This is a genomic window from Streptomyces sp. NPDC056296 (assembly GCF_042268605.1).
Classification (GTDB): domain Bacteria; phylum Actinomycetota; class Actinomycetes; order Streptomycetales; family Streptomycetaceae; genus Streptomyces.
Window position 1 is genome coordinate 1 of record NZ_JBHJRX010000085.1, and the last position, 17,920, is coordinate 17,920.

The following is a 17,920-nucleotide window of genomic DNA, read 5'->3' on the forward strand; positions in this document are numbered from 1 at the left end:
GATCACCGATCGCCTTCGAGAACGCCTTCCACCTCACACCAACTACGCTTGCACCAGCCGCATAACCCGTGTTCAGGATTCGGGGTCAAGGCCCGGGGTCCGGTTGCGCCGCCGGCACCGCACTACCGTCCCCGACCCGGCCGCCGCCAAGGCCCCGGACCTGATCGGCCGCGACTTCACCGCGAACAGGCCGAACCTGAAGTACGTCGGCGACATCACCTACCTGCCCGTCGAGGGCGGGAAGTCCTGTTATCTGGCGACCGTCATCGACCTCGCCTCGCGCCGTCTGGCCGGCTGGGCGATCGCCGACCACATGCGCGCGGACCTCGTCACCGACGCCCTGGCCGCGGCGATCCGAACCCGCGGCAGCCTCGCCGGATCGATCATGCACACCGACCACGGAGCCCAGTACACGAGCAGGGCATTCGCTCAAGCCTGCAGGTCAGCAGGGGTTCGGCGAAGCATGAGCGCGGTCGGGTCCAGCGCGGACAACGCACTCGCCGAGTCCTTCAACGCGACCTTCAAACGCGAGACCCTGCAAGGACGAAAGAGCTGGCCCGACGAGCGCGAGGCCCGACTCGACGCCTTCCGATGGCTCCACCGCTACAACACCCGCCGTCGGCACTCCCGCCTCGGACAACGATCACCGATCGCCTTCGAGAACGCCTTCCACCTCACACCAACTACGCTTGCACCAGCCGCATAACCCGTGTTCAGGATTCGGGGTCAAGGCCCTTTACCGCTGGGAGCCGGGACTACAACCGCGCCCCAAAGGTCGACATCAAGCTGCCGCAGCCGGACCTGAACGCTGCCGCTCCGGGCCAGACCGAGGAGCCGCACCCGATCAGAACGCGCTATGTGCCGCCGCAGACGATCCGGAGCGCGGACGGCGGCAACGCGAACATGAAGATGACGCTGCTGGACCATGCGTCGCCGCTGGCGACGAAGCTGGCCGCCAAGCAACGCAACGCCTTCGCCCCCAGCATGCCCGACCCGGTGGTGGACAAGCCGTGGTGCCGCCCTGCCGCGAACGGTGCGCCGCAGCAGTCGCTGATGACGCGCACCGAGGCATGCTTGTTCTGGAGGCTGGAGATCACATGGCAAGCGGTGGACATCCCGGGCGCCCCGAAGGTCAACTATGAGACGGACTTCGAGTTCCAGTACCAGGTGAAGGTCGACAAGAAGGGCGACACGATCAAGACCTGGACGCAGGTCACGCCGTTGAAGAACACCTTCCCCGACGGGGATCGGTCGGTGCTGTTCGGCGCCGGGAACCCCAAGGCGATGCTGGAATCGATGTGCAACAGCAAGGCGTGCGACAACGGCGCCGGCAGCCAGGACATCGACTTCTACGGCACGTTGGACTGGGACGGCGGCATGACCGGCTCGATCCCCAACGACACGCACATCGCGACCGGTACCGCCACCCACAAGTGGAACGGCGACGTCAACGACGCCTCCAGCACCAAGGACGAGGATCTGTCGATCGACATGCCGACGTACCTGGTGTACAACGCCGAGTCCGACATCCCCCCGCCGCCGTTCGGCAGCAAGAAGCGCGAGTGGAAGGACTACCCGCCTGCCCGCTTCAACTGGCAGATTGACGTGCGGTGCGACAAGGTGCCGTCCAACGGCACGCCGGGCTGTGTCCTGGCCGAGTACGTGCCCGAGTACACGATCCACGCAGCGAAGTACCCGGCAGCGGCAGCGCACATCTGGCTGATCCAGAACAAGTCCAAGCCGTCCAAGGGCCTGGGCGCAAGCTGGCAGAGTCCGCTGCACTACCACCCCGGGCACTACACCAACGGTGACCCGCGTGTGGCCTCGGGCTGGGACAAGGAAGCCTCCCGCAAGGTGATGTGCGGCAAGACCCAAGTCAAGCGCGCCGACGGGTGGGCGCCGAAGAAGCTGTTCCTCAACCATCCGAAGACGGCGATGCACCCGGAGATCCAGGGCGGACCGAATCCGGACCAGGTCTCCTGCGACGAGTTTCCCTTCGCGGCGACCTACGAGTCCCCGGGTCTGCCGAAGGACAAGGGCGGGAAGATGCCCGCCGGTAAGAACCGCGGCGGCGAGTGCATCCAGACCGTAGCGGCCAAAACCGACGACGGCAGCGACCACCTGCTGGACGACACCCGCTACGACGCACCCACCTGGGATGAGACCTGCGGGCGGTCCTCGATGTCGAAGTACATCAACTCCGGCGCGATGAGTAGCTTCGGCAACACCTTCGCACCCGGTATGCGGCTGCTGGACCAGGACGAGTACTGGGTCAACCCCGGCAACACTCCGGGCATGAGCTGGTTCAGCGGATGCAGCACCTCCACCCCGGAGGTGATCTGCACCATGAGCAAACCCTAATAAGGGAGCCGCTATGACGCTTGGGGGCCCTGTCAATCCGGCAGGGCCCCCGGGGCCAGCGGCAGGATCAGTGGACGGGTGTCCAGTGCGGCAACGCTTCGTCCAGCAGCGGCGCTTCGTGCTGCTCCCATATCAGGCACCCCCACACCACGCCCGGCACATTCGGGCCCATCGCGTCGGCAGGACCGTCGGTCAGCGTGCGGTACACCGCGTCCAGGTAGGCGGCGATCGACGGGTACGCGGCCTTCTGCCCGACGCCGATCAAGCTGTCCAAGGACCACCGGCCCACGCCGATGTCTCCAGCCCAGTGCCCGGACTCAGGCCCTGCCTCATCGCCGGTCAACCACGGCACCACCGGGGCACCACCCCACCAGTCGGTGCCGGTATGGTCCGGCAACCGGGGCCGCAGCGCGTCCAACGGGGACATGATCACCCCGCCGGGCAGGAACGCCCCCGAGCCGACTTCGCCCTCCTCGTCACCCGCGATCTCCTGGTGCTCCACGCCACCGCATATCCGCCACAGCGCGGCCAGCTCGGTGGGAAGCGAAAATCCCAGGTGCTGCCTCAGTGCCGCATCGGCCTCCTCGATGGCCATTTCCGGTGCGCCGGGCCGCAGCGATGCGTATGAGACCGGCGCGTTCACCTTCAGCCAGGCAGTGAGGCGACCCCAAGCCGTTTCCAGATTCCGTTGATCGCTCATCCCACCAACCTAGCGCCGGGCGGAAGAAGACAGTGACCCTGCGGCGTGGCCGCCCGGGCCGCCTGCCCCAGCTGGCCACCAGGTCCCGCAGAACTCAGAATGCCGGGGGCAGCTGGGGGCCCGTGTGTCTTGGGGACGTCGCCGTCCCCGCCCATCAGCGTCCTCTTGCCCGCGATTCGGTGTTGGCCCGTTCGAGTTCTCGGATGACGGCCGGTTCGTCCTGACCGTGTACCGCCTTCTCGAGGCTGTGATCGTCTTTGCGGGAGAAGCGCTCGCCGCGGGCAACGTCGTCTTTGCTCAGGGTGCGTCCGCACCATTCTCCTTGTCCGGCGATGTGGCGGTCGAAGGGAACGGCGGCGCCTTCTCCGAGTACTGCCCACTGGCCGGAGGTCCATCGAAGGGCGAGGAGGTAGGTGTGGCCGGGTTCCAGGCGAGGAGCTGCCGCGGTCGTTCTCTTGGTGCGCTTGCCGCTGTCGCGGTAGACGTTCCAGCCGGCACTCACCATGTCGAAGTCCTTCCCGATCTGCTGGCGAGGGCGCGGGGAAGACCAGAGGAGCTTGTCCGTGCGGAACGTCACCGCTCGGTCGGTCTGGTACTGGATGGCGCCCTTGGCGAAGTTGCGCCGGTTGGTGTCCTGTTCGGCTGTCGGTGTGGCTACGACGACATGATCGGCGTTGGTGATCCAGTCCGCCGCTGTCCGGGAGGGGTGGCTGTCGCTGGGCATTCCGCAGCCGACCACCGTGTCGAGGCCGCCGTGGCCGACCAGGACGCCGGCGGCAACTCCTGCCAGGGCCAGGATTGCGGCGACGGGACCGCTCGACAGGCGGTCGGCGACTATCGTGCGCACGTCTACCAGGCCTCCTGAGCTGGGGCGAGGGCGGAGACGGTGGTGTAGGCGGCTTCGGCGCGGCGTGCTGCGGGTGTGTCGTGGGAGGCGTGGGCGAGGAAGGCCTGCGTGGCACCGGTGAAGGTGATGCGTCCCTGCTGCAGAACGGTGACCTGATCGGCTTCCTCTGCGAGGTCGGCGACGTCGTGCGTGGACATGAGTACGCGCACCTCGTCTGTGGCGAGGCCGGTGATCAGGTCGCGGAAGACACGGCGCTGGGTGGGGTCCATGCCGGCGGTCGGTTCGTCCAGGAGGAGGACGCGGGCAGCGTGAACCAGGGCGGAGGCGACACCGACGCGGCGGAGCTGGCCGCCGGAGAGTTTCTTGGCTTTGACATCGGCTCGGTCGGCCATGTTGACCCGGTCCAGGGCGGCGAGTGCGGCGTCCCAGGCTTCGGGCTTCTTCATGCCCTTCAGCCAGCCCGTGTAGGCGACCTGCTCGCGTGCGGTCAGACCGGTCATCGGAATGATGGTCTGCGGCATCCAGGCCACCTGCTTGAGGTAGGCGGACTCGCGTGAGGTCAGGTCGCCCATGCGCACGGTCCCCGAGTGGGGCTGGTGCAGGCCGCTGGCGAGTTTGAGAAGGGTGGACTTTCCCGCCCCATTGGGGCCGAGGAGGACTGTGAAGCCCATGGGGACGGCATAGGTCAGGTCCGTGAGGATCGGCGTGCCGGCGCGTCCGTAGCCGAAGGAGCAGGACTCGAAACTGATGGACATGACGAACCTTTTCAGAGGCGGCGGAAGCGGACGTGGGCGATGAGTCCGGTGGCGAAGACGAGCAGGCAGAACCCGTATGTGGGGAGGTAGTCCGAGGGGTGGAGGGTGACGGCCCACGGCCAGGGCCGGTTGAAGTCGCGGTATCCGATGAACATCACGGCGAGCACCCAGCCCACCGGCACGGCAGTGGCGGCCTGCTCGTTGAATGTGCGGGCCATCAGCATGAGACCGGTGAGGAACAGGACGTTCCGGCCCGCCATGGACGCCTCCGGCGATCCGCTGATTCCCCCGGTGAGAAGACCGGCCGCGAGGGCCGCCACCACGACGGCCGTGATCAGCGCAGCGTCCAGGTGGCGTAGCTTGCGCTGGGCCACGGCCTCGATCTCGGCGACTGCCTGGGCGAGGCTGTAGGCGAGCGCGGAGGTGACGACCAGTGGCACCAACTGCATGAGGAAAACGCGGTTGCCGCGGGCGGCGAGGAGACTCGGCAGCTGAACGTACTGGTCGTGCGCCACCACGACCAGTACCGCGAACGCGACCAGCGCCGGGCCAAGGGCTGCCTGGACCCGGCGGGCCTTGAACCAGAGCGTCACGCGGTGGCCTCCTGCACGAGGCGGCAGGCCTTCTGCTGTTCTTCCTGGAACCACACGCTCTGCTGCTTCGGCGCGAGCCGGGCCGCGTTGTCGGCTCGCTCCTGGACCTTCGCCAGCACGTCGCGGGGGTTCTGGAACGATCCGCCGTACTCACCACGACGCCAGCCCAGATACGGTTCCTCCGCATCGATGAGCGTGGCAGCCCACAGCATCGCGGCGTCGTGATTGACGATCCAGTCCACTGACCGACCAGGCTGGATGGACGAAGGAAATGCGCAGGGGAACTCCACCGCGGTGAGGAGAACCCCGTAGCGCACTCCGACCATGCCGGGGCCGTTCTTCCCTGCCTGCTGCGACAGCGGCAGCCACCACGCCGACTGAGTCGACGGCTTCTTGTGGCGACCGGTGAGCAGGCTGTCGGAAACCGTCTTCGGCACCGTCACCTGCACTCCGGTCTGACGGAGCGTCGCGAGGGAACGGACGATTTCGCTCCGTACCTGATCCAAGCGGTCCTCGGCACCGCCGGCCTCGGCGATGCACACCCGTGGCGCAGCACCTGCGCACCGGGCGGTAGCGTGGCCGGCACTCACCGGACCGTCCCCGTAGCCCCACCCCGAGGCGGTGTTGGCGCACAGAACCATGACCACTACCGCTGCGACGGCCGCCCCGGCACCGGCCCCCCGCCGTGCGGCGCGCGAAGCAGGCAGCCACCATACGGCCACAGCCGCAGCCACGGCCGCGGTGAACAGGAACGGGACGAGAAGCGTCAACGCCCGGTACTGCTCACCGAAGTCCAGTGAGGTGTCGGAGGCACCGGACACGTGACGCAGCCATACGGGTTCCACCTGCCCGGTCTTCGTGATCAGGTAGTACACGAAGACAGCGGACAGCGGCGCCGAGATCAACCGGGGAGTCAGGTGGCCCAGGGCGCAGCCGAGCACCGCCCACGCCACCACGAGTCCCATGCCCATCAGCAGCGGCATGAGGGCCTGCGCTGTGGGCAGGAGCCGGGTCTCGACCAGACGCATCACGACCGGCAGGACGAGAACGAGCCAGCCGGCCCCGACCACCGGAGCGAGGGTGTGGGCGGCGACCCGGTACCGGGAGCGCCCCGGAGCCAGTCCCCACACACCGTCGCGTTTGAGTCGCCCGCCTTCCCAGACCGCCAGCCCGCAGGTGATGGCGTACGCGAAGGCGTAGAAGTAGAAGAGGGACTGCTCGACCTGCTGGGGTGCCCACAACGGACCGGCGATGACCTCTTCGTAAGGGTCTTCCAGGTGGAGTGCGTGAAAGAAGTAGAAGAGGACGATCCCGGCCCAGACGGGCGCGGTCCACACCGCTGGGCTGGTACGCAGACGGGCTCGAAGGTTCAACTGAGGACACCGTTCTCACAAACAGGGACGGGCCGGGAGGCACCGCGCGGTGCCTCCCGGCCTCAACGACGTGGCACTGATGTAGACGCTCAGTCGGCCTTGGTGGTGTCCACGTAGACCTTCTTCACACTGACCAAGGCGCGGGTGTACTGCGACCCGTTGAGGTGGGCGATGGTGAAGTACCGGTTGTCACCGCCGTTGTAGTGCGCGTTCCACTCGCCCTTCGACGTGTAGCCCGAGCCCTTGAAGCAGTTCGTGAACGTCTTCGTGCCCATGTCCTTGTCCTGGGCGAAGGGTATGGCCTGCCACAGCTTCACCCCCACGGACTTCCCGGCAGCGCCGACCATGGTGCAGCCGGTGAACTGGACCTCGGTGTAGTCGTTGTCCGCCCAGTGACGCGACTCCTTCGAGCCCGGCGCCCAGCCCGACAGACTGCTGGTGAAGTTCCGGGTCTGGTGTGCGCGTCCTCGCTACGTTACGCACAAGCTCGGTCGTCTTCGCGAGTTGGCGCCTGACGTGCAGGCTTCGTCGCTCTCTCCAACATGCCCTGCGCCTTCAGGAGGCCGGGTGGCCGCAAGCAGCGGCCCCGCTCGGGCGCGGTTCGTCATGTCGCACCGACCTCCGTGGCCAAAGGGGTGAGCTGAGCCGCCGTGGCGGTCATTCAACAAAGGTCGGCGTCGAGATGGTTGAGGGCGTAGTCGGCCGAGAGAACGGTCGTCAGGTCCGATGCCGAAGTCTTCTTGAGTGCCGTAAGTTCCCGTACCCGGCGCAGGTGGGCCGCGCGCTGGGCCAGCAGATAGGCGTCAGCATCACCGCCGGTGAGGAGCGCGACGACGACCTTGGCGAAGAGTTCGTTCGTCACAAAGGGAGCGGGCGCGACGATCTCTCCGGCCCAGCGCGCCAGTTCGCGCACGCCCCCCCCTCGGTCACGCGGTACGCCGTCCGCTCCGGGCCACCGTCCGACATGGTGCCCTCGACCTCCGCGAGTCCGTCCCGGACCAGGCGCTGCAGGGTCATGTAGACCTGCCCGTACGCCAGAGGCCTGGCCTGCGGGAAGCGTTCATCGTGGCGCCGCTTCAAGTCGTAGCCATGGCTCGGTCCCGAAGCCAGCAGCCCCAGGACGATGTAACGGGTACACATGCGCGGAGTATCCACCCCTCACATGTACTGAGTGAGTAGTCGCGCACAACGTCCGCGGCAGCTCACTGACTGGTCAGGAACGCCCCCGCAGAGAGAGCCGACCGAAGTGCCTCCAGTGCGGAAGGCTCCAGGTCCTCCAGGTAGACCGCCAGCAGGCGCTCCACACCACCATCACGGAGCCGTCAGCTCCGCCAGCAACCCATACCCGAGGTGCTGCTTCAACTAAGCCAGGGCACGTTCTTGTTCTCTTGCGACGGTCGTCAGTAGGAAAGCAAATGAGGCATGCAGTCCCAGCCAGCCGGTCAACTGTTGCCTTCGTCGGGCAGCAGGCCCTTGGCATTCAGACTGCCACCTGTTCAAGAAGTCCGAACCCCGTGATCGTGTCCCCGGTACCGGTTTGTTGGCGAGTGGCCCAGCCCAAGTCCACGTGCACCACCTCAGCCACAAACCAGCCCGCCACAACGCTGGGTGAGCCGTCGGTACAGGCGCGCGTGTGTCACCTCAGCCACAGACCCGACCAGCCACGCCTTGTTGCTGCTATGGCGGCTGAGCCCCGGTCAACCCGCGCCTCAGTGACGGCCCGTACGCAACACGCCCGAGGACCGGCGCTTGCGCCGGCCCGCAGGGCCTGCCCAAGAGGGCGGAACCTTGGGCACTTTCATGCATAAAGAGAGCGTAACTCCGAGGAGGCCTCTGACCTGCGAAAACGCTCTAGGCGATCCGACTCCAGGATCGGGTATGCCGATCCTGGAGTCGGGTTACCCGATCCTGGAGTCGGATCAACCCGACTCCAGGATCGGATTGATCCGATGCCAGAGTCGGATCAGTTAGCTATATGCAAACTCTGGATCCCTTCGCACATCGCACGCCGATCCGACTGTGCAGCGGGATCGCTTAGCAATGTGGTAATGCTCTTCCTGGCAAGTGATCCGTTCCCCGGGCCTGATCGTTTGCCAACCCCATACCGACTTGCAGGGACGGCCCTCACATGACAGAGCAGGCGCGAAAGATCCTCGCCCTGGTCGATCAGGACACAGGAGAGTTCGAGGAGGTACACCGCGCCAACTACGCGTTCGACGGAGCTCACATCAACGTGGGCATCCGCAAGGGGCGGGAACTCGCCTCAGCTGCCTCGGGCCTGACCGACCGGGAGTTTCGCGTCCTCGTCTGGTACTGGTTCGCCACGGAGACGAGCGAGGAGGCCGTCATGCGTACGGGCTCTGCCATCGCTGAGGAGCTGGGCATGAGCGCGGATGCTCTGTCCAGAGCAGTGAAAGTTCTCAAGCAGGCTCGGCTGCTTGTGGAGGCGGGCGGGCTCGGGCGGACCACCTTCTACCGGTGTACGCCCTACCTTGCATTCATCGGTACCGGCTTCGCGCACCGCGAAGCCGTGAAGGACTGGAACCCTCCGGAGACCAGGGTGCGCGAGCCCCGTGTCCGTCGGCGTGGGAAGAAGGGCGAGGCCTGATGAGGATTCACGACGCGGCAGACGTGCAGTACCTGCTGAAGAAGACCGGGCGCGTCCTCAGCCCGAACCAGCGCATCGTCGTCATGCTCTACGCATCCTCGGAGCAGCGTCCCGACGGCACGGTGATGATCAAGGCAAGCACGTTGGCCGCCACCGCGGGGATGACCCCGCCGGTGCTCTCCCGCACCCGCAAGGAGCTGCTCGAGGCCGGCTGGCTGGAGGTGACGGGCAGCGTGGGCAGCGTCAAGCACTACCGGCTGTCCCCAGCCCTTTTCGAGGACCGCGGCCAGGCCGGACGTCACCTGCGAGCCGTCGGCGGCTGAAGGCCTTAGCTGAACGCTACGTTGTGAAGCGACCCGGCTCCAGAGTCGGGTCGCTTCACGATGAGTGGAGGTAAACGGGCCGACCACGACTCGCTGAGCCTCGGCAAGTATCACGGCGTGATACTCCACGGCCCGTCACGTCACCCCGGTGGACGGCCTGTTCACAAGGGCGGAGCGGCCACCTCGACCCGGTGCTCTCCTGCGCTGTGGTTATCCCCATCGTCAAGCGGTGGCTCACTGGATGGGCAGTGACGTCGGTGCGCGGCGATCACGTGCCCCGGAGACCAACGTGAGTCAAAGGGGTGGCAATTGGTCCTCACGTAGAACCCATCCTCGCGCACCGCACGTTACTGGCCAGCACGGCGGCATCCAGTACGGCCATGACGGCGGTCGGCACGGGGAAGGCCGTCGCGGGTAAGCGGAGAGGGCCAATGAAGCAGCGGCCGTGGCCGCCGAGGTGGCGCGTTCGGACCGTGTGCTGATTCGGCTGCGGCGGGGGCCCCGAAGCCGGTGACAGCCCGGACCACCGAGTCAGGAGGCCCGGTGGATCCCGTCGCCGGACGATGTGCGTGCGAACCAGCTCCGTGTCTCGTCCGGAGTCAGCACACGGCTCAGCTCGGCCGTGCCCGGTAGATGTGGGAAGAAGCGGTCGGCGTTCCAGCTGCGCTGGTATGTCGGCTCGTCGAGCACGAGCAGTCGGCGTCCTTCCACCACAGGTACGTCGTCGGGCAGCCCTTCGTTCCAGATCCGCTCGCCCTCCGCGGTGAGGAGTTCGAAGGTGCCGGTCGCAACGGTCTGGGTGCGTCCCTGGGCAGGCTCGGGATCGGTGGCCAGGCGGACGCTCTCCGTCGAAGGCACAGTGCCGGGAACGTGGCCGCCGCCGACGAGGAGGTGGGCGAGCAGCGTGTGCAGCTGGAAGTTGTCCCCGATGCCGCCGATGCGTACCTCGAACCCGGTCCCGGTCGGCCTGTGCAACACCACGAGGGGCTCGTCGTCCAAGACTGCCAGCGCGTAGGCCAGGCATTTCAGGTCGTGCCGCTCCAGGGACGCAAGCTCGCGGCAGGCAGGGAGGAGCGCGGACGCATGCCGACGGCGCACCTCGGTGCTGCGGCACAGCACGGCCAGCGCGGGCGGCTGCCACTGTTCGACCGAGCACCAGGCCAGCGCCAGCCGCGCGGCCTCATGCCGGTCACCGCCGAGGCGGGCCAGCAACGCGTCGTCAATGATCTTCTCGTCGGGCTCCGGCAGCTCGTTCTCCGTTGCGCAGGTGGAGGCCCAGCGGCGGGCGAACTCCAAAGCGTCGAGCAGGTCCTGGTGGACGCCTCCGAGGATCGGCTCCGCGCAGTCGGCCGGATCGGCCCCGTGCTCGACGCAGAAGCCGGCCGCCATCGCCAGCATCGGGCGCGGGCCGGTAGGCGGGAAGGCCGGAAGCAACGCTGCAAGCCGGGGCCCTGCCAGTACCCGTTCTGCATCCGGTGCCGACTGCACGACGTTCACCATTGCCTTGAAGGCACGCTCGCTGCGGTCGCCATCGCGAGCGGCCACCGCTTCTTCCAGCTCCGACACGATGGCGGTGAGACCCATGGCCTCCCGCTTTCTCTTGAAGATCACCGGCACACCTTAAGGTCCGGGGTCAGTCCGTAGTCACCACGCCCCAACCGTTCCAATCCCTCGGACCCTGTCAGCTGCGGGGAATGGTGAGCATTCGCTGTCGGTGGTGCTGGCGCTCGTGGCAGAGCCAATCCGCACCTCACCGGCAGAACACAACCAGAGTTCGATCCTCAGCCAGCGAAAGCCCACCCAAGCGATACGTGCAGGCGCCCGATTCGGCGCGCGTGTGCCGCCGCAGCCCCATCCGACTTCCGCCACGCTGCGTAACTGCTGAGATCAGCAAGTGGCACAAGTTGAGGCGCACCGACGGCCTTGAGGGGCACCCCGAGGAACGGAGCGCTTGCGCGAGTACCGCAGGGCCTCCCGTACGGAGGGTTCCTTTGGCGGTTCCTTCAGATGTACGGAGAGTGCGTAGCCCCCGCAAGGCTCTGACCTGCGAAAACAGTTGCTTGATCGGCATCCTGCGATGCTCATATCGGCACTCTGAGATGCCGATATGAGCACACTAGGATGCCGATACATGTCGTCAGTGGTCATGTCGTCAGTGGTCATCGAGGGAACGGGGCAGTTCCTTCGATGACCGATGGCGACATGGCGCAGTACGTCACCGAAGGAATCCCAGGGTTCCTTCGGTGACCCTTGGCGACATGTCGGTAGGCGTACGTGAAGGAAACGCCACGTTCCCTCGGTTACCCCACACGACATGTCGCCAGTGGTAATGTCGCGGTCGTCAGAGACAAGCCCAGGTCAGGGGTCGCAAGTGCCAAATCAGGGGCGCAGTGGACGCAGCCGTGCGCTGGTCAACACCGCGACTGGTGAGGTCCACGAGCTGCTGGAACAAGAGGACGAGGGCGCCCCACGCCGGTCCTACGCCTTCGGTGGTCGACACGGGCAGTTCAGCTTCGAACGAGTCCTCGCCATGCTCGCGGCTGATTCGGGGATCACCGGTAACGAGTTTCGGCTGTTCTTCTACTGCGGGATCATGACGTACAACGGGAAGGGTGGCGCCACAGCGGTGGAGGCCGCCGACTTCCTCGGACTCACCCCGCAAGCGACGAGGAGGATGGCGAAGAAGCTCGCCGAGCACAAGATGCTCCTGGTGGCCGATGTGATCGGCCGGACCATCAAGTACCGGGTGACTCCGCACATCGTCTCCAGTCTCTCCGGACGGGAACAATCCGAAGAGGCAGCCGCCTACCACCTGCCGACCCTGCCGGGCCGTCCGGCGCAGCGACGAAGGGCCTGACCATGGCACGCAACAGTCCATACCCAGAGCTCGAAGCCCTGCAGGCGCGTATAAGCGATCTCTCTCACCTCAAGCAGAACGTGCTGATGACCTACGCGATCCTGGGCGGCTTGGACAACAGCGTCGAGCGCACCGCGGCCGAGCTGGCTGAGCTGATCGGCGTACCGGCACCGCACTTTTCCCGGGCACGACGCGAGCTTGAAGCAGCTGGCTACCTGGAGTGCACGCACACCATGGGCCAGGTGAAGTTCTTCCGTCTGGGCGAAGCAGCAACCGCGCGTCAAGTCGTGGTCCCCCTGCTGAACCGACCGACCGGCTGAGCACGCACACCAGTCGAGAGAGGCGCGAGAGACTCAACGGTCTCTCGCGCCTCTCTCGTCATCCGGACCGTGTGTCGTCTGTCTGAGCGCGGTGCCAGGACAGGGCGTGAAGCGATCCGACTCCAGAGTCGGATCGTTTCTCCTCGAGAGAACCAGCGGGAGCACCACGGATCTGCCGAGGCAGGCAATTATCACGGCGTGATAATTCCGGCGGGACACTGACCGGCCGCGCAGCCCGCTCCTACTGCTGGAACTCCATGACGTCGGCGACCACGCAGCTGACGTTGTCGGGGCCGCCGACGCCATTGGCGAGGGCGATGAGTTCGCGAACCGCCTGCTCGGGTTCGCCGACACCGGTGAGCACTCGGCGGATTTCCTCGTCCGGTACGACGGTGGACAGGCCGTCGGAACAGAGCAGGTAGCGGTCTCCCTGCTGGGCGTCGTGCAGCCGTGTGTCGGGTGTGGAGTCGGCTCCTTGGCCCACGGCACGTATCAGCAGGGAGCGCTGGGGGTGGGAGGCGGCTTCCTCCGGGCTGAGGCGCCCTTCGTCGACCATCGACTGCACCATGGTGTGGTCGTGGGTGATCTGGAGCAGCTTTCCATCCCGCAGGAGGTAGACGCGACAGTCGCCGATGTGGACGAGGGCCAGCTGCGATCCGGTCCAGAGCATCGCGGTGAGCGTCGTCCCGGCACCTTCGGAAGAAGGCCCGACTCCGGAGACACCGTGCACGGCCTGCTTGGCCTGGTCGATCGCGTCTTCGAGGACGTTGAGCAGATTGCCCGCCGGGATGCTGTCGGCCTCGAGGCTCTTGAACGCGTCGACAGCGGCGGCGCTTGCCGGGGCACCTCCGCTGCCGAATCCGTCCGCGACGGCGAGCAGGCGGGGCCCTGCGTAGGCGGTGTCCTGGTTGCTCTCGCGGACAAGGCCGGTGTCGGAAAGGGCGGCGTAACGGATACTCAAGGGCTTGGCGGTCGCGGACACGGCAGGGTCCTTCCAGGAGAGGTGGTCGATGAGGAAGGTGGCCAAGTCCCGCCGTGCGGTGGTGTCGGCTTCGACCTGGGCCCAGAACGCACGGACCTCTTCGGCCGCCGGACCTGCCTCCAGCGTGCAGACCTGCTGGATGCGGGCGAGAGGCATCCCGAGCCGTCGCAGCCAGGCAACCAGCCGGGCCTGATCCAGTTGCTCCGGTGCATAGAGGCGGTAGCCGGTCACCGGGTCGACGCGAGCGGGAGTCAGCAGGCCGAGCTCGTCGTACAGACGCAGCGCCTTCGGCGACAGCCGGGACGCCTTCGCGAATGTCCCGATGGTCAGCAACTCCATGCTCGCCCCCTCCTCATGCCAGGCACGTCGCCCGGCCCTGCTGATGCTGTGGGCTCCCCCAAGGTGAAGGTCAACCAAGTGCTCTGATCGGCCCGTCCGATGGGCTGACCAGGACCGAGCCGTACACACCCACCGAAGAGCCGATAACGCCCGCACGTCGCAAAGACGGGACAGCCGGGCCGACGCGTTCCCGCGCTCTCGACGGAGTCGACGATTATCACGGCGTGATAATTGACCCGTCTCAGTGGCGTGGGTCGTCGTGAGCCGTGACCCGGTGTGGTTCAGGACGAGTGAGACGGCGATGGCTGGTCTGTCAGGTGATTCGTATGCCAGTTGTCACCGCGCCTCCCCGGCGAGGAAGTGCCGGACGTCGGTCGCCAGGGAAGCCATCTGCTCACCGGCCTCCAGCCAGGTGGTCACCGAGGCGCTCCAGCCGCCTGCGGCCTTCGGTCACGGCCGCAAGGTCCAGGTCAGCCCGACGTGGCCGCCGGACCGGAAGACGGCAGACACTGCGAAGTCACGGTCGTTGGTCTGCCAACTCCGTTCGCCGTCCCACCCCTGGTAGTCAGCGGCGAGCTCCTCCAAGAACGGGGCCAGATCGCTGTCCCAGATCCAGGCGACGACCTCGTGGGCTCGGGCGGCCAAGCCTGGAGCCTGTAGTTCGACGGCGTAGTGCACGGAGTCTGCGTCGAAGCTGAACCGATCGGCGAACCGCACACCGGCAGACAAGTTGTCCTGGCAACGGATCGTCACGCCGACCTCATCGGCAGCGCCGACGTCTGGGGTGCTCATGGGCGGAACGCTAGGTCAGAAGCCGTTCGACGTCACTCGGATTCGCTGTCGGCGGGGTGGTGGAGAACGGCTTCGGCGATTGGGCAACGGCAGTGGCTCAGAAAGGGCAGGACGGGCCGACAGACAGCCCAGGCCGAAGACCGGTTGGACGCTCATTGGGTGAAAGCACGTCAGAACTTGCAAAGCGGTTGTCATCACGCCAACAGAAGTCAGTATGCTGACGTCATGGCTTCCCCCTACCCCGACGGAGACCGGGAAAAGGTAGCGTCCAAGCTGCCCTCGGCGCTCCAGCAAGCACTCAAGGTCCGCGCCGCCGAACTCAGCCTGGACATTCAGGACGCCGTCGAGGCGGCCATCAACGACTGGCGGGACAGCACGAGCGGCGGAGCCGAGGTGGACACCGCCGGCGCCAGGTCGTTCTCCACGTGGCTTCCGACCGGGCTGTACGAGCACTTCAAGGAGACCTGCACCGATCGCGGCGTCTCCTACACCCAGGGCCTCGCGCAGTCGATCCGCGGCTGGCTCGACGCCAACCCCTCCCCCCAGCAGGGCGCCCGCGGGACCGAGCCCGAGCGGAAGATCGTCGGCAACCAGAAGGGCGGGGTCGGCAAGACCGCCATCTCCGCCGGTATCGGCGAGGCCTACGCCGAGGCGGGCAAACGCGTCCTCATCGTCGACTTCGACCCGCAGGGGCACCTCAGCGAACAGCTCGGAGTCCCCCAGATCGAACCCGACCACGACAGCCTGGTCTCGCACATGTGCGGCGACGGCGGAGGAGATCTGCGCGATCTCGTCGTGGTGATAGAGGATCCGCGGTTCGAGAAGCGCCTGCACGTACTGCCCGCCTGCTTCGACGGGTTCCTCCTCGACGCGAAGATCGCCGTCGTGGCGATGCAGAAGCGCGGTTTCCAGAAGGAGGCCGCGCTGGAGCTGGCCCTGCGCCCACTGGAGGCCGACTACGACGTGATCATCGTCGACTGTCCGCCCAGCCTGGGCATCGCCATGGACGCCGCCCTCTACTACGGACGCCGACGCCGTGGCGAAGCCGCCGGTGGCTCCGGGGTCGTCATCCCCGTACTCGCCGAGGACTCCTCCGCCACCGCCTACGGCATGCTCGCCCAGCAGATCGGAGACCTCTGCGACGACCTCTCCCTCGATATCGACTACCTCGGCCTGGTCGTCAACCTGTATGACTCCCGCCGCGGTTACGTGGCCACCTCCTCCCTGGACAACTGGAAGTCGCTCGGCGACCCGAAGGTCCTCGCCGTCATCGGCGACCTGAAGGAGCAGCGGGAAGCGGTCCGCAAACGGATGCCGCTGCTGAGTTACGCGCCACGGAGTGATCAGGCGGAAGCGATGCGACAGGTAGCGAGGGGAGCCACCCGGTGAGCAAGGCCGACACCCTGGGATCGGCACCCGCGTTCGGCGCAGCCCGCGGCGCCCGGTCCTCCCGACGCAACCTCATCGACCAGACCATCGCTGGAGAGGAGTCGACCACGGCGGCCATCACGGAGCTGCCGGTCACCCGCATCAGCGACAACCCCGACAACCCTCGCAACCACCTGCGCAACCTCGACGAGACGGTACAGAGCGTCCGCGAGGTCGGCATCATCATCCCCATCGCCGTTGCCATGGTCGATGCCTACCTGCGCAACCGGCCGGACCGCGCCGGCGACCTCGACGACGGAGCGCAGTACATCGTCGTCGACGGCCACCGGCGTCTCGAGGCCGCTCGCCGCGTCGGCCTGGCCACCATCCCCGTCCGCGTCGACAACGGACGAGTCGCCACTGACGAAGCGCTCCTCGAGGCCGCGTTCGTCGCGAACTACCACCGCGACGACATGACGGATCTGGAGGAGGCCCACGCCCTCAAGACCCTGGTCGACTACTACGGTTCCCAGACCAGGGCGGCCAAGCGGCTGGGCATCCCGCAGAACACGATCTCCAGCAAGCTGTCCCTTCTGAAGCTCACTCCCGAGCTCCAGAAGGATCTGGTGACCGGGGTGCGGAAGGTGGAGCACGTCCGCAACCTCGGAAGGCTGTCCGCCGAGGAGCAGAGGGCCAAAGCGGATGAACGGGCGGAAGCGGCCAGGATCAAGGCCGAGGCCCAGCCGCGGGAGGCCGTCGAGCGCTCAGCCGGCCCCGCCGATTATCACGGCGTGATAATCCCGGAGGCGTCCGCCGACCCGGCGACTTCACCGGCCACTCCACCGGCTCCTGCGCCGGCTCCTGCGCTTCGGCCCGGCGCCGTGGCAGCGCCCGACGAGCGCGAGCAGGTTCCCGAGTCCATTCCGGAGCCGCGTACCAGCGTCATGGGCGAGCCTCGGACGGCGAACGCGGAGGCGGTGCAGCCGAAGCAGCCGAAGCGGCTCCCCTACGACGACGCCTTCTACTGCGTTCGCCATCTTCATCAGAAGATGGATGCCGAGACCTTCGTCCAAGGCGCCCGGGTGTGGATGGACGTCCTGCGGGAGCAGCATCCGGATGCGTACAAGACTCTCCTGGCCGAGCTGGGAGCCCGGTAACGGACCACCAGTCGCCCCACGGCCCTGTTCGCCTTCCTCCGTGACGGCGATCAGGGCCGTGTTCGTTGTCGTGAAGCGGCGGCGAAGTCGGTACCGGCAGTACACCGAAGAGCGGAGCCACTGCCGGAGGCCGCAGTACCATGTCGGGCCGGGATGATCCGCACAACTCACTGGGCCCACAGGTGACTTGCCAGGCCCAGCAGAAGGGTAGCCGCGTGTACCTGAGTGTCCCTTTCGAGGACGGCGAGGTCTTCGTCGTCGAGCTGTCCGACGAGCAGGGTTCCGGGGTGATCCGGGCCAGCCGCGGCGAAGAGCTCTTCGAGACGTCCGCCGACACGTTCGAGTCGGGCATGGCACGGGTGCAGCGGGTGGCCGCGACCATGCTGGAGCGGCTGGCGGATCTGCCACGCAGCCCCGACCACGTCCGTGCGGAATTCGGACTGCGAGTGACAGCTGAGGCGGGTCTTGTCGTGGCGAAGGGATCCGGGGAGGCACACATCAAGCTGGAACTGGAGTGGGGCCGGACCGAGGGCGGTACGTGACAC

17 protein-coding genes and 2 pseudogenes are annotated in these 17,920 nt (G+C 66.8%); 9 read left to right on the forward strand and 10 right to left on the reverse strand.

Annotation, left to right across the window (positions count from 1 at the left end; translation table 11 throughout):
- The coding region (locus ACFCZF_RS37650; protein ID WP_376675490.1) for an IS3 family transposase at positions 1-706 on the forward strand (706 nt) is incomplete at its 5' end.
- Positions 707-858: 152 nt separating this feature from the next.
- A complete protein-coding gene (locus tag ACFCZF_RS37655) occupies positions 859-2,361 on the forward strand; it encodes a hypothetical protein (protein WP_376675491.1) in 1,503 nt (500 codons plus the stop codon).
- A 67-nt stretch (positions 2,362-2,428) separates the two neighbouring features.
- Here ACFCZF_RS37655 and ACFCZF_RS37660 read toward each other — a convergent pair whose 3' ends face one another.
- The 7 genes and pseudogenes from ACFCZF_RS37660 to ACFCZF_RS37690 form a co-directional block, all read right to left on the reverse strand.
- Entirely contained in the window at positions 2,429-3,061 is a 633-nt protein-coding gene (locus ACFCZF_RS37660; protein ID WP_376675492.1) for a hypothetical protein, read from the reverse strand.
- Positions 3,062-3,215: 154 nt separating this feature from the next.
- Positions 3,216-3,908, reverse strand: a complete 693-nt coding sequence (locus ACFCZF_RS37665) for a hypothetical protein (protein WP_376675493.1) — start codon at positions 3,906-3,908, stop codon at positions 3,216-3,218.
- A gap of 2 nt (positions 3,909-3,910) precedes the next feature.
- Positions 3,911-4,663, reverse strand: a complete 753-nt coding sequence (locus ACFCZF_RS37670; RefSeq protein ID WP_376675494.1) for an ABC transporter ATP-binding protein — start codon at positions 4,661-4,663, stop codon at positions 3,911-3,913.
- Positions 4,664-4,674: 11 nt separating this feature from the next.
- Positions 4,675-5,256, reverse strand: coding sequence for a hypothetical protein (locus ACFCZF_RS37675; protein ID WP_376675495.1), 582 nt, complete (start codon positions 5,254-5,256; stop codon positions 4,675-4,677).
- Complete coding sequence (locus ACFCZF_RS37680; RefSeq protein WP_376675496.1) at positions 5,253-6,593, reverse strand: hypothetical protein; 1,341 nt, start codon at positions 6,591-6,593, stop codon at positions 5,253-5,255. Before ACFCZF_RS37680 ends, ACFCZF_RS37675 begins: the two co-directional genes overlap by 4 nt.
- Before the next feature lie 125 nt (positions 6,594-6,718).
- Positions 6,719-6,976, reverse strand: coding sequence for a hypothetical protein (locus tag ACFCZF_RS37685; RefSeq protein ID WP_376675497.1), 258 nt, complete (start codon positions 6,974-6,976; stop codon positions 6,719-6,721).
- Positions 6,977-7,290: 314 nt separating this feature from the next.
- Positions 7,291-7,769, reverse strand: a pseudogene (locus ACFCZF_RS37690) (PadR family transcriptional regulator).
- A gap of 988 nt (positions 7,770-8,757) precedes the next feature.
- On the opposite strand from ACFCZF_RS37690, the gene ACFCZF_RS37695 reads away from it, so the two are divergent.
- Both ACFCZF_RS37695 and ACFCZF_RS37700 read left to right on the forward strand, forming a co-directional pair.
- Entirely contained in the window at positions 8,758-9,237 is a 480-nt protein-coding gene (locus ACFCZF_RS37695; protein ID WP_337307950.1) for a helix-turn-helix domain-containing protein, read from the forward strand.
- Complete coding sequence (locus tag ACFCZF_RS37700) at positions 9,237-9,560, forward strand: replication initiation protein, RepL2 (RefSeq protein ID WP_337307951.1); 324 nt, start codon at positions 9,237-9,239, stop codon at positions 9,558-9,560. Before ACFCZF_RS37695 ends, ACFCZF_RS37700 begins: the two co-directional genes overlap by 1 nt.
- 531 nt (positions 9,561-10,091) lie before the next feature.
- Here ACFCZF_RS37700 and ACFCZF_RS37705 read toward each other — a convergent pair.
- On the reverse strand, positions 10,092-11,171 hold the full coding sequence (locus tag ACFCZF_RS37705) for a hypothetical protein (protein WP_376675498.1): 1,080 nt from the start codon (positions 11,169-11,171) through the stop codon (positions 10,092-10,094).
- A 760-nt stretch (positions 11,172-11,931) separates the two neighbouring features.
- On the opposite strand from ACFCZF_RS37705, the gene ACFCZF_RS37710 reads away from it, so the two are divergent.
- Positions 11,932-12,417 (forward strand): helix-turn-helix domain-containing protein, encoded by a 486-nt coding sequence (locus ACFCZF_RS37710; protein ID WP_337307958.1) that lies wholly within the window; start codon positions 11,932-11,934, stop codon positions 12,415-12,417.
- Between the two features lie 2 nt (positions 12,418-12,419).
- The gene (locus ACFCZF_RS37715; protein WP_019329406.1) at positions 12,420-12,737 is read left to right on the forward strand and encodes a hypothetical protein; all 318 of its coding nucleotides are present in this window, start codon (positions 12,420-12,422) and stop codon (positions 12,735-12,737) included.
- Between the two features lie 241 nt (positions 12,738-12,978).
- Here the strand turns inward: ACFCZF_RS37715 and ACFCZF_RS37720 are convergent, their stop codons facing one another.
- Together ACFCZF_RS37720 and ACFCZF_RS37725 are read right to left on the reverse strand one after the other, a co-directional pair.
- Positions 12,979-14,058, reverse strand: a complete 1,080-nt coding sequence (locus ACFCZF_RS37720) for a MerR family transcriptional regulator (RefSeq protein WP_376675499.1) — start codon at positions 14,056-14,058, stop codon at positions 12,979-12,981.
- 336 nt (positions 14,059-14,394) lie between these two features.
- Positions 14,395-14,850: pseudogene (locus ACFCZF_RS37725) on the reverse strand (DUF6228 family protein).
- 225 nt (positions 14,851-15,075) lie between these two features.
- On the opposite strand from ACFCZF_RS37725, the gene ACFCZF_RS37730 reads away from it, so the two are divergent.
- From ACFCZF_RS37730 to ACFCZF_RS37740, 3 genes are all read left to right on the forward strand, one after another.
- Positions 15,076-16,239, forward strand: coding sequence for a ParA family protein (locus tag ACFCZF_RS37730; RefSeq protein WP_376675500.1), 1,164 nt, complete (start codon positions 15,076-15,078; stop codon positions 16,237-16,239).
- A complete protein-coding gene (locus ACFCZF_RS37735; RefSeq protein WP_376675501.1) occupies positions 16,236-17,375 on the forward strand; it encodes a ParB/RepB/Spo0J family partition protein in 1,140 nt (379 codons plus the stop codon). The genes ACFCZF_RS37730 and ACFCZF_RS37735 overlap by 4 nt, the downstream gene beginning before the upstream one ends.
- Positions 17,376-17,590: 215 nt before the next feature.
- Positions 17,591-17,917, forward strand: a complete 327-nt coding sequence (locus ACFCZF_RS37740; protein ID WP_376675502.1) for a CU044_2847 family protein — start codon at positions 17,591-17,593, stop codon at positions 17,915-17,917.
- Positions 17,918-17,920 lie beyond the last annotated feature (3 nt).

Excerpts from the sequence above, each read along its gene's own strand:
- ACFCZF_RS37660 (WP_376675492.1), bottom strand. The coding sequence starts at position 3,061 with ATGAGCGATCAACGGAATCTGGAAACGGCTTGGGGTCGCCTCACTGCC.
- ACFCZF_RS37670 (WP_376675494.1), bottom strand. The coding sequence starts at position 4,663 with ATGTCCATCAGTTTCGAGTCCTGCTCCTTCGGCTACGGACGCGCCGGC.
- ACFCZF_RS37685 (WP_376675497.1), bottom strand. The coding sequence starts at position 6,976 with ATGGTCGGCGCTGCCGGGAAGTCCGTGGGGGTGAAGCTGTGGCAGGCC.
- ACFCZF_RS37695 (WP_337307950.1), top strand. The coding sequence starts at position 8,758 with ATGACAGAGCAGGCGCGAAAGATCCTCGCCCTGGTCGATCAGGACACA.
- ACFCZF_RS37700 (WP_337307951.1), top strand. The coding sequence starts at position 9,237 with ATGAGGATTCACGACGCGGCAGACGTGCAGTACCTGCTGAAGAAGACC.
- ACFCZF_RS37715 (WP_019329406.1), top strand. The coding sequence starts at position 12,420 with ATGGCACGCAACAGTCCATACCCAGAGCTCGAAGCCCTGCAGGCGCGT.
- ACFCZF_RS37720 (WP_376675499.1), bottom strand. The coding sequence starts at position 14,058 with ATGGAGTTGCTGACCATCGGGACATTCGCGAAGGCGTCCCGGCTGTCG.
- ACFCZF_RS37730 (WP_376675500.1), top strand. The coding sequence starts at position 15,076 with ATGGCTTCCCCCTACCCCGACGGAGACCGGGAAAAGGTAGCGTCCAAG.